Annotated in this window: 10 protein-coding genes; 9 read left to right on the plus strand and 1 reads right to left on the minus strand. The window is 46.6% G+C overall.

Annotation, left to right across the window (positions count from 1 at the left end):
* Nucleotides 1–63: 63 nt before the first annotated feature.
* The 6 genes from ileS (at nt 64) to Q0Y46_RS06785 (ending at nt 7,710) form a co-directional block, all read left to right on the plus strand.
* Nucleotides 64–3,249, plus strand: a complete 3,186-nt coding sequence (ileS, locus tag Q0Y46_RS06760) for an isoleucine--tRNA ligase (protein ID WP_297946028.1) — start codon at nt 64–66, stop codon at nt 3,247–3,249.
* A 423-nt stretch (nt 3,250–3,672) separates the two neighbouring features.
* Nucleotides 3,673–4,212 carry a hypothetical protein gene (locus tag Q0Y46_RS06765; protein WP_297946030.1) on the plus strand — a complete coding sequence of 180 codons (540 nt, stop codon included), beginning with the start codon at nt 3,673–3,675 and terminating at the stop codon, nt 4,210–4,212.
* A gap of 194 nt (nt 4,213–4,406) precedes the next feature.
* Nucleotides 4,407–4,943, plus strand: coding sequence for a hypothetical protein (locus tag Q0Y46_RS06770; protein ID WP_297946032.1), 537 nt, complete (start codon nt 4,407–4,409; stop codon nt 4,941–4,943).
* Nucleotides 4,944–5,108: 165 nt separating this feature from the next.
* Complete coding sequence (locus Q0Y46_RS06775) at nt 5,109–5,948, plus strand: TIGR02147 family protein (RefSeq protein ID WP_295685344.1); 840 nt, start codon at nt 5,109–5,111, stop codon at nt 5,946–5,948.
* Entirely contained in the window at nt 5,948–7,234 is a 1,287-nt protein-coding gene (locus Q0Y46_RS06780; protein WP_297946034.1) for an FISUMP domain-containing protein, read from the plus strand. Before Q0Y46_RS06775 ends, Q0Y46_RS06780 begins: the two co-directional genes overlap by 1 nt.
* A 128-nt stretch (nt 7,235–7,362) precedes the next feature.
* Nucleotides 7,363–7,710: a UPF0175 family protein gene (locus Q0Y46_RS06785; RefSeq protein ID WP_297946036.1), complete on the plus strand. Its 348-nt coding sequence runs from the start codon at nt 7,363–7,365 to the stop codon at nt 7,708–7,710.
* A 219-nt stretch (nt 7,711–7,929) separates the two neighbouring features.
* Here Q0Y46_RS06785 and Q0Y46_RS06790 read toward each other — a convergent pair whose 3' ends face one another.
* A complete protein-coding gene (locus tag Q0Y46_RS06790) occupies nt 7,930–8,607 on the minus strand; it encodes a DUF3800 domain-containing protein (RefSeq protein ID WP_297946037.1) in 678 nt (225 codons plus the stop codon).
* 338 nt (nt 8,608–8,945) lie between these two features.
* Here Q0Y46_RS06790 and Q0Y46_RS14890 point away from each other — a divergent pair, with 338 nt between their 5' ends.
* The 3 genes from Q0Y46_RS14890 (at nt 8,946) to Q0Y46_RS06800 (ending at nt 11,225) form a co-directional block, all read left to right on the plus strand.
* Nucleotides 8,946–9,380: a hypothetical protein gene (locus tag Q0Y46_RS14890; RefSeq protein ID WP_366522488.1), complete on the plus strand. Its 435-nt coding sequence runs from the start codon at nt 8,946–8,948 to the stop codon at nt 9,378–9,380.
* 78 nt (nt 9,381–9,458) lie between these two features.
* Nucleotides 9,459–9,698: an IS30 family transposase gene (locus Q0Y46_RS14895; protein WP_366522491.1), complete on the plus strand. Its 240-nt coding sequence runs from the start codon at nt 9,459–9,461 to the stop codon at nt 9,696–9,698.
* Nucleotides 9,699–9,887: 189 nt separating this feature from the next.
* Nucleotides 9,888–11,225 carry a hypothetical protein gene (locus Q0Y46_RS06800; RefSeq protein WP_295685359.1) on the plus strand — a complete coding sequence of 446 codons (1,338 nt, stop codon included), beginning with the start codon at nt 9,888–9,890 and terminating at the stop codon, nt 11,223–11,225.
* The last annotated feature ends 112 nt before the right edge of the window (nt 11,226–11,337 follow it).

Below are 11,337 nucleotides of genomic sequence, written 5' to 3' on the forward strand. Positions count from 1 at the left end.
AGAGGTTCAAGCAGATTCACTGTCTACTTCCTACTTCCTACTGCCTACTATTTAGAGGTAAACATGTTTCGTGAAGTAAAGAAAGAAGAAACCTTCCCGCAGATTGAAGAGCGCGTGCTCGGCCTGTGGGACAAGGACGAAAGCTTCAAGAAGTCGCTTGACAGCCGTCCGGAAACCGAACCGTACACTTTCTACGATGGCCCTCCGTTTGCAACGGGCCTTCCGCACTACGGTCACTTGCTTGCCGGTACCATCAAGGATATCGTTCCGCGTTACTGGACCATGAAAGGCAAGAAGGTTCCGCGCGGTTTCGGTTGGGACTGCCACGGCCTTCCGATTGAATCCCTGGTGCAGAACGAACTCGGTCTCGCGGGCGTTGCCGAAATTCAGAAGCTTGGCGTCGACAAGTTCAACGAAACTTGCCGCAGCAAGGTGCTCAAGTACACCAGCGAATGGAAGAAGACGGTGCGCCGCATGGGCCGCTGGGTCGACTTCGACAAGGGCTACAAGACCATGGACAAGAACTTCATGGAATCTGTGTGGTGGGTGTTCAAGCAGTGCTTCGACAAGGGCCTCATCTACCAGGGCTACCGCATCCAGCCGTACAGCCCGGCTCTCGCGACTCCGCTTTCGAACTTCGAAACCAACCAGGGCTATAAGGACCGTCAGGATCCGTCTCTCACGCTGATTTTCCCGATTAACTCGAACGAGCCCAAGTTCAAGGACACGAGCATCCTCGTGTGGACGACGACCCCGTGGACGTTGTACTCCAACTTCTGCATCGTTGTGGGCCCGGACATGGACTACAACCTGGTGGAACAGGATGGCAAGAAGTACTGGATTGCCGCTAGCCGTACCGCAGCCTACTTCAAGAACCCCAACATCGTCGATACCTGCAAGGGTTCCGAACTCGTGGGCAAGGACTACGAGCCGCTTTCCCGCATCTCCGATGCGTTCGTGACGCCGGACCAGCTGTCCCGCCACTACAAGATTTACCCCGCCGACTACGTGAGTACCGAAGACGGTACTGGCGCCGTGCATACCGCTCCTTCCTTCGGTGAAGAAGACTTCCAGAAGGGTGCTGAACTTGACCTCGGCCTTTTCGACCCGCTCGATACCGAAGGCAAGTTCACGGACAAGGTCCCGATGTGGAAGGGCCTTGGTGCTAAGGAAGCTGACAAGGAAATTATCCGCTTCTTCAAGGAACAGGGCCGCGTATTCAAGCAGGACACGATTGTGCATAGCTACCCGCACTGCTGGCGTACCGGCGTTCCTCTGATTTACCGCGCTCTCAAGACTTGGTTCTTGAAGATTGACGCGCCTGTTACCAGCAAGGACGGCGTGACCAAGACCCTGAAGGAATGGATGGTCGAAAACAACCAGACCGTGAACTGGGTGCCGGACCACATCAAGAATGGACGCTTTGGCAAGTGGCTCGAAGGCGCCCGCGACTGGAACCTTTCCCGTAACCGTTTCTGGGGTACGCCGATTCCGGTGTGGCTCTCTGACGATGGCGACATGATTGCTGTGGGTTCCATCGAAGAACTCCAGCAGCTCACTGGTGTGAAGCTCGATGACTTGCACAAGCACTTTGTGGACAAGCTCACCATTGAAAAGGACGGCAAGGTCTACCGCCGTACGCCTGAAGTTTTCGACTGCTGGTTCGAATCTGGTTCTATGCCGTATGCCAGCCGCCATTACCCGTTCGAAAACAAGGAACTCGTGGAACGCAGCTTCCCGGCCGACTTCATCGCCGAAGGCCTTGACCAGACTCGTGGTTGGTTCTACACCTTGACCGTGCTTTCTAACGCTTTGTTCCAGAAGCCGGCATTCAAGAACGTGATTGTGAACGGTATTATCTTGGCCGAAGACGGTTCCAAGATGAGTAAGTCCAAGCGCAACTATCCGGACCCGAACGACCTCATCGAACGCACGGGTGCCGACGCCATTCGCTTGTTCATGATCAACTCTGCCGCTTTGAAGGCTGAAGATTTGCGCTTCAGCGAAGAAGGCGTGAAGGGCATCGTGAAGCAGGTGATGCTCCCGCTTTGGAACGCTGTTGCATTCTTTGTCTCTAACCACAACGCCGACGCCGCCAAGGGCCAGCTGAACTGGAAGCCGGGTCAGGAAGTGAAGTCTGACAACGAACTTGACCGCTGGATGCTTGCAACGCTGCAGGATTTGGCCGCCAAGGTCGAAGTGGAAATGAAGGCTTACCGCCTGTACAACGTGGTGCCCGCCGTGATTGCCGCGGTCGATGACCTCACGAACTGGTACGTGCGCCGCAGCCGTCGCCGCTTCTGGAAGAGCGAAAACGATGGCGACAAGAACGCCGCCTATGCCACCATGTACAAGGTGCTCGTGGACTTCTCCAAGATTCTCGCTCCGTTCCTCCCGCTCCTCGCCGAAGAAATCTACCAGATTCTCGTCCGCGAAGTCGATGCCAACGCTCCGGTGAGCGTGCACCTCTGCGAATTCCCCAGCGCCGACAAGTCCCTGATGGACGAAAAGCTTGTGGAACGCATCGCCATGGTGCGTGGCATGGTCGAAATGGGCCGCGTGATTCGCGCTACGAACAACGTAAAGAACCGTATGCCGATTGCCAGCATGACGGTCGTTGCTCATGGCACCGAAGAAAAGAACGTTGCTGAAACGATGAAGGACTTGATTCTCGAAGAACTCAACGTTCGCGAAATGAAGTTCCTCGAAGATGAGACGAAGCTCGTGCAGCTCTCCGCCAAGCCGAACTTCCTCGCTATCAAGGCGAAGGGCCCGGATTACGCAAAGAACATGAAAGTGATTTCCGCTAAGCTGAATAGCCTCTCGGTTGATGAAATCAAGGCTTTGCAGAATGGCGAAACCATCAAGTTCGAATTCGGTGAAGTCGGTGCCGATTGCTTGATGCTCAACCGCATCGTTGCCGACGGCATGGCTGTGGAAGCCAACCAGCACTTCACCGTGGCTCTGGATTTGAAGATCACGGACGAACTCCGCCGCGCCTGCGTGGCCCGCGAACTCGTGAACCGCATCCAGAACCGCCGTAAGGACCAGAACTACGCTATCTCCGACAAGATCGAAGTGACGCTGTTCTCTGCAAGTGAAGTCTTCAAGCAGGCCGTTGCCGAAAACGAAGCCTACATCGCTGGCGAAACTCAGGCCGTGAAGATTGCCTGGGCTGCTGCTGCCGATGGCCTCGAAGCCAACGACGCCGACGGCGAGGCTTTCGCATTTACGACTGTAAAAGCATAGCTTGTCATTGCTCTGTGAGCCATGACGGCGTCGGTTACGAAATATCGAAACGTAAACGTTTCGCTGCTTCGTAACCTAGCGTGTCATTGCGAGGCTCCGTAAGGAGCCGCGGCAATCCCCAAAAGACTATGAAAACGCTCTTTCTTTGCGGAAGGGCGTTTCCTTTATTTGGCCTTTTGTTTTAAAAAGTGTATATTTATGGATGAGAGATCCTTGAAATGGACAGTGGTCTCTTATTCAACTGTATGGTTCTATGGGTATCCCGTATATTGACATGGATGAAGCAGAACTTGAACGCGACATCGCAAACGCTTTGGCTGCTTGCGGAGAGTCTAAGTGATTGTTGTCGCTGGTCCACGATAATAAATGAAGTTTGTTAGGAACCTGATTTTTGTTTTAGCTTTGCTTTTGCCGGATGTTTCCATGGCAACTGAATCGGCTTCAGCCAAAGATCCAGACGATGTAGAAGTTCCCGTAAAAAAGAAACCGAACTTCTTTATGTTCCAGGAAGACTTTTCCCCGAGCCTTTGGGGTGTTGCAGTCGGTAGTGGCCCAGGGATTTTTTCTGCTGGAGTGGATATAATATTTGGCCGGTCCAGCGTCTTGTACGAACCCGCAAGGCCGAAATCCGTGCAAGGGCCATGGCTGCCTCCGCACATGCTGATATGGATGAATCGAATTAGGTTCATCTACGATTATGATAATCACCAGCAAGGGGGCTTTTTCCAGCCAAATTTACGGTATTTAAGGGAAACGGGACTTCTCTTTTCGGTTATCGTGGGGCCCGAAATTGGTTGGGAAAAAGAAACAGGCTTTGAATACGGAGCGTCAATCCGTATAGGTGGTTTACCTTCGCTATTGGTTGCGAATTACGAACTTGGATATTTGGCAAATTCCCAGAAGTTCTACTTTACGCTTTCGTTCTGTATATCGCAGTTGTTTCTCGTGGCCATGTCCATTTAGACCCTATCTCCCCAAAGAGGATAACTCCACTAGGGACATAAATGTCCAAGTGTCGTTTAAGTCGTCCTGCGGACTCCCTCCAAGGTGACAATAGGGCTATTCCACAAATCCCGGAGGGGCGAAGGATCCAGACCCAAAACACTTTATCCCCAAAACCCAAATTCCGGGGGATATTATTTTATATATTCACAACCATGAAGTTTGTTAGGAACCTGATTCTTGCATTAGCCTTGTTCTTGCCGGGTTATTCCTTGGCAGAAGAAGATTCAGTTTACGCGCATAAGGAAAAAGCCTCAGATTATATACCACTGCCTCTTGGGTTAGAGGTAGGTGGCGGAAATATGTTCGTGGCTGGATTGGAGTGGTGGATTTTGCCTACTATGTTAATCGGTGCGCAAGAACGTCCCAAGGGTATAGATGGTCTGTGGGTTCCGAAATACGCATTTGTGTGGTCCATTCGCACTAGATATGTTTATGACTACATCGATCATGAACATGGTGTTTTACTTTATCCAAATATTCAGGGTCTATTTGTCGTTTTGGCGGGCGTTGCAGCAGGCCCCCAGGTGGGTTGGTTTTCTTCAACGGGATTAGACTATGGCGCATCCGTCCGTTTTGACCTTTTATCTCTACTAAATATTGAAGTTGGCTATTTTGCCAAAAAAGAAAATGTATTTGTGAACGCCATATTCACGATGTCATTTCCAAGAATCGGGATTTTTGACCCCTAACATTTGATATCGTTTTTTAATTTCATTTTTATTTTAGCTCAGGTTCTACCTAGCAAAAAACTTTATGAAACACCCTTGTATCATATTTTATTGACTGATAAAATTTTTTGTTAAAATTTGCTGTTTTTATTGCATAATCAGCATTTTTGTTTTATTTTTTTGAATATGAAGCCAATTACTGAATATCAAGATTATCGCGAGTACATGCGAGATTTCTATGCCGAGCGCAAGAGAAGTTCGTATTTCACTTGGCGGAAGTTCGCAAGTCTTGCAGGATTTGCATCTCCAGCATACTTGAAACTCGTTAGCGACGGAAAAACCAGCCTCAGCAAGCCAGGTATTGCAAAAGCAGCCCGAGCCATGGGCCTTGAAGGTTTTGACTACACCTATTTTGCCTTGCTCGTAAAATTCGGGAATGCAAAAAACGAAAGCGAAAAAGAAGCCGCGCTCCAGCAACTCGAACGCGAAGCACGCATGAACAAGATTCGCATTGTCGATGCCGACGCATTCCATTATTACGAGACCCCGGCCTGCCCCATCATTCGCGAACTCGCCCCCCTCATGCCAAACGCCTCGTTTGGAGAAATCGCCTCTAAAATAAAGCACGACATCACGGCCGTCCAAGTCCGCGATATCCTTCAATTTCTTGTCAAAGCAGATTTGCTCAAAAAGAACGACGACGGAACATACGAACAAACACAGAAAGCCGTCAAAGGGTCCAAAGAAACGATTCCCCTTGTCATCCGCACGATGAACAAGAAAATGTCTGAATTGGCAGTGCAGTCCATTGCCAAAGATTCTGCAGAAGAACGCAACTTTTCGGGTGTCACCATGGGAATAAACAAATCCGTTTATGACCGCATCACAAAAGAGATTGACATCTTCCGCAAAAAGATTATTGACATTGCAAACGAATGCCAAAAGATAGACCAGGTCTATCAAATGAATTTGCAAGTATTCCCTTTAACAGACAAGATTAACACCACAGAATCAAGGAAAGGCTAATGAATATGAACAAGACAAATTACTTCATCGCATTATCTGTAGCACTATTCTGGGCCTGCTCCGATTCGCCTAACGAAGCGGGAACTACAGAAATTGACAACACCGTGGCGCAGAACGACAGTTCTTCGAGCATCGCGCCCGACACCGGCAATTCGTCCAGTTCCGTCGGCGGCAAGCAACCGTCGTCAAGCGAGCAGCAATCCAGCTCAAGTATCAAAGAGAAGCCCTCAAAGGCGTTTGCCGCAGACACCAAGAACGGCATCAAGCTCGGCTCTTGCATCTCTACATTGGCAAGACGAACCTTCTTGGCAGCAGACATCGACGCGGCATCGGAAGAATTGCCCGAAGCGTACATCCTTAACGACGGTGAAGGGCATTATCAGGTGATGCTCTTGAACGTAAACGACTACTGTGCATTCGATGCGGACCTTTCGACAAAACGTTCCGGCGACACCTTGGATATCGAATATGGCGACCTCAAACATGTAACGAAATGCATGTGCAATAGCGATCACTGGTTCGACATCGAAGCAAAGAACAACGACATCGAATTCGTCCGGTTCAGCGGAAAGACTTACGAAGTCAGCAACAAGCCGGATCCAGAACCGTCAAAAGCAACACAGAACGATTCCTCCTCGACGCAAATCGATACCACATCAACGCAGAACGATACCACATCGATGCAAACCGATTCCACTTCGGCACAGGACAGTTCCTCATTTACGGACACACGAGACGGAAAGACGTACAGGACTGTAAAACTCGGCGAACGCATCTGGATGGCCGAAAACCTCAACTACGAAATAAAAGACAGCCTTGTGAGCAATTGCGACGAAAACGGGGGCTGCGACATGGGATTCCCAACCAACCGGCCGCAAAGCTGGTGCAACGGCAACAAGCAAGAAAACTGCGACAAGTATGGCCGCCTGTACAACCTCGAAGCCGCAAAAGTGGCATGCCCTCCCGGATGGAGCCTGCCCACAGTCGAAGAATGGCCCGAAAGAGGAAACGGCGGATACCCCGCATTCGTTGACTACGCCGTCGTTGGCTGGGGTGGCGGAAAAGACACATACGGCTTTACCGTTTTGCCTGCCGGAGAATACAGAGCAAGTTCGCAATCTTTCCTTGAGCCCGGCCGTTTCGCCTTTTTCTGGACATCCACTATAGACAATTTAAATCACGATTGTCCAACAATGATTCACTTCGGCAATGGTTCCGAAGGAATGGTGAGCGTCTGCGCCGACGACGAGAACGACGGACATTCAGTCCGTTGCGTGAAAGACTAAGTTCGGCATTGGACACAACAAAGACCCCGGCATTCCTGCCGAGGTCTTTAAGTTTTTCTACTTCCTAATAATTAAGCCTGCTTGCCACTCTTGCAGAATTCGTTTATATTTAATGACAGAGGCTTCTTATGGCTACGGTAACAATGGACATCCCTGAAGAAATCATGGACTTCATGGTGTGTGAAAATAAAAGCGACGAGCTCCGTCGTAATGCGTTGCTATTGTATCCTTTCATCAAGAACGAAACTATTTCGCATGGCCGTGCTGCGGATATTTTGGGCATTTCCAAATGGGAATTGATTGAACTTTACGGAAGCGAAGGAATCCCCTATATCGACCAGAGCTGGGACGAGGTGGAACAAGATGCAGCCAATATCACGGAGTGCGTAAAAACTTTGCAAGAAACGGACGAAGAGTTCGAACGCAAAATGGAATGCGGTTATGCCTATGCAAAAAGGAGTCCCATCAGCGGCTAGGTTTCCAAAGAAACGCACGGCGTGGAGCCGACATTCTCCAACCAAGGACTCTATAGCAAATATTTGCCATAATATAAAGGGGGAGGAGTCCCCCTCGCTTCAGCCCCGGCCCCCGCCCTTATAGTCGTTCCCTTCGGGAACACGGACACCCCCCCCCGGCCGGGTCTTACGCTACCCCCACTGCGGGTGCTCAGACGCCGCCCCGCAACGCCCGAGCTATTAATTCCATTCTTTCTTTCTCAGAGCCTTTAAATAGTTCTGTTTCAAGTCGCGCTTGTTGCCGAAGAAAATCATTTCGGATTTTGAGAAAAGATTGTTTTCAAGTTTCAGGTTCAAAAGTTCCATCGTGCAAATAAAGTCTGCGACCTGGAACAATTTATAATCAGTAGGCATCACTTTTCGGAAAATTGGGTTTGGCAGCAGTGCGTTGAATACAGACGACAAAAGCTTGCTTACTTCGACTTGTCCATTGTCGTAGTAGATTTTGACATCGTTGAAAGCAAGATAATCATCATAATGATTTCTAATGAACGAGGATATTTGCTTCGAAAGTTTGCCTGTTGCTTCTACAGAATCTTTGATGTGCTTTTTTTCGATGGAAAAACATTTGTACTGGATACCTACTGAACGGATAAACGCCATCATTTTGTTGAAAATGCGCCTCCGCTCAGCTATTCCCATGTCTTTATAAATTTCTTCCTTGCGGATAATTGGGCCGGTGTGGATGCAAAGATTCTCAAGTCCAAGATAGGACAGCTCGGTATCAAGGCGAAGAACATTTTCTTGAATGTCGACTTCTTGGTCATGGAACACCATTGTTATTATGTAATACGGAGAATGTGGGCTATATTCGCCAAAATCCCCCGACTCATCGATGAAAACACTTAGTTCCTTCAAGACTCTCTCCACAAAAAAGGCGAGGAACTTCCTCGCCAAAGATGGACCTGGGTCTTTCGACCAGCCCGGTTATAATATACCAATTTTTATTAGAAAAGTCAACATGTTGAGCTTCTTCCAGCTTGGAATAATCGTCTGGCAGTTTCAGATAGGGCGTTTTTGGCACAAAAACAGACGGCTTTGTAATTTTTCCGTGCGTCTGGGTTGTATTTAAGTTACGCGGATTCTCATCGTCAAGTAAATCCTATCTAGGCTGAAAATAAAAAAATCCCTAGAAAGTAAATCCTAGGGATGGTTAGGTTTCTAACTTGCGTTTTCGACCAAGAAAAGGACAAGCGATGAGACTTAACCGAGACATAAGATGCCAAATTAGCGCACTGTTGGTTGCCGGACATCAACAAAAAGTCATAGCAAAGCTGGTCGGAATTTCCGAAGGCGGACTCAGCAAGGAGATTTCCAGGAACGGAGGACGCAAAAAGTACGATCCGGACAAGGCAGACAAGAGGGCCGTAAGGCTCAAGCACAAAGCCCACATTCACTATGAGTATAGCGACGAAGTCTGGGCGGAAACAGAAGCCTTGATAAAGGAGGATTTGTCACCGGAGCAGGTCGTTGGACGCAGGGGGTTGGAGGGCAAGAAATCCCCAAGCGTTCCGACGATATACCGCCATATCGAGGGCAGAGAGGAATTCAAGCCCCACCTTAGGCATGGAGACAAGAAGTATCGAGAGCGGGGCACACCACAAGGGCAACCTGCTTACCGCCAACGATAGAATGTCCATGTTTTGCATTCTGGAACCACTACCGACAACGGAAAGGAGTTTGCCGATCATGCCCGAATTGCCCAAAGGTTGAATGTCGGTTATTACTTCGCCCACCCGTACCATTCGTGGGAACGAGGAGCAAACGAAGACATGAACGGCTTGATTCGCCAGTACCTGCCAAAGGGAACCTCGTTTGAGGACCTGACAAGAGAAGAGGTCAAGTGGATTGAGTGGAAATTGAACAATCGGCCGAGAAAACGACTTGGATTTCTGACTCCATTAGAGTATATTTCTAGGCAAGTTAAACAAATTTACTTGGCGACTTAAATTCGCCAATGAATTAAATGAGAATTTGTGTAAAGGATGGTTGATTTAAAGGATGGTTGATTTTTATAAAATGGTTCTTCAACTTCTGAGGGGTGTGTTGTTCCCCTTTCAATGAGTCGTTGTGGTGTGTTGGTTTTTGATTGATGACATTTTGACAATAATTATTCTAAAAAGAAGGGAGTGATAACAATGGAAAAAATCACTGATTTTGAAATGTTGCCAAGGTTTAAGTCTTTAAAAGAAAGTGGGTTTCTTTCTGTTCTTCAAAATTGTTTGGCTGAATTGCTGAATTGTGATGTACGTTTACAATGTAAATTAAGCACATACCAATCAAAGTTTAATCTATTTAAATGTCCTGAACGTACTACATATATAGAGGATGAACAGACTGTTTCTATAGTTGCTTGTGTTTTGAATGAAAAAAAAATAGTTTCATTAATGGGTGTTCGTGTTGTGGGATTTGCCGTTTGCTATATACCTTCAAAAATATTTGACTGTATTGGAAAGGGGCTAACTGCGTTGTTGTCAAGTGTCTATGCTAAAAGGAATAATCCTTTGATTTATGAAGCTGGAGAAACATTAATTAAAGAGATTATAACGACGTATGCCGCGAAGGGCAAATATAATGTTGATTACATAAAATTTCTTATAGCTTATGCAATAAAAATAAAAAGTTTGACTTTTGAAGGAGCCAATATTCAAACAGGTATGATTCTAACAAAATCTTTCCATTCGTTTAATGGAAAAAATATTATTGGGGATAAAAATCGTGGAGGTTTCATTTCAAAAAATGATAATCTGTTTAATTTAATAAGAAATGATGAAATCAATAAACGTTTATGGTACATTGCGGATGGTAAAACAAGTTTTTTTCTTTTTTCAAAAAAATTAGAGTCAAATTGTCTATATGTTTTGCAACATCGGGATTTGCCTTTAAAAGAATACATATCTCAGTATTTAATGACCAATACTTTGTCACAAATGGATATTCTTATTAGGGTTGTGAATCCCAATTATTTATCTGTGGTAGCTAATAATGTTGAGTTTGTTAATTTGGAGGGGGCTTGGCATGTACGAGACTACAATGCTTTAATAAAAAAACTTATGAATTTGCTTACTATGGAAGAAGATGTCCTAAAAACAATTTTCTTTTTTATAATTCAATTGTCACAAAAACGCAAAAGTTCAATTATTTTCATTCCAGAAGAAGATTCTGACTATGAGAGTGATTTGTCCTACGAAGGGTTGAACATTCTTGGCGAAATAAATGTTTCTGATAAAACATATACAAATACGTTGTTCAATATATTTACGAGTGATGGGGTTTCTATTATTTCGAAAAAAGGCTTGTTGTTGAAGCATGGTGTTATTGTTAAACAACGTGAATTGACTTCGCATGGAAAACTACTGGGAACTGGACAAATGGCATGTAGAATTTTAGGAGAAAAAGGTTCTTCAATAAAGGTTTCTTCGGATGGAAAGATTACTATCTACAACAAGAAACATAACATTGAATTAAAATTCTAAAATGAATGGAACTTGAAACTTGCTCTAGAGAAATAAAGGGATTTATTCTTTAATAAAACGATAAAGTTTGATAAACTTAAATAGCGCCAAAGAGTAGCGTTCTTTTCAGACT

This window comes from uncultured Fibrobacter sp. (assembly GCF_947305105.1).
GTDB lineage: Bacteria > Fibrobacterota > Fibrobacteria > Fibrobacterales > Fibrobacteraceae > Fibrobacter.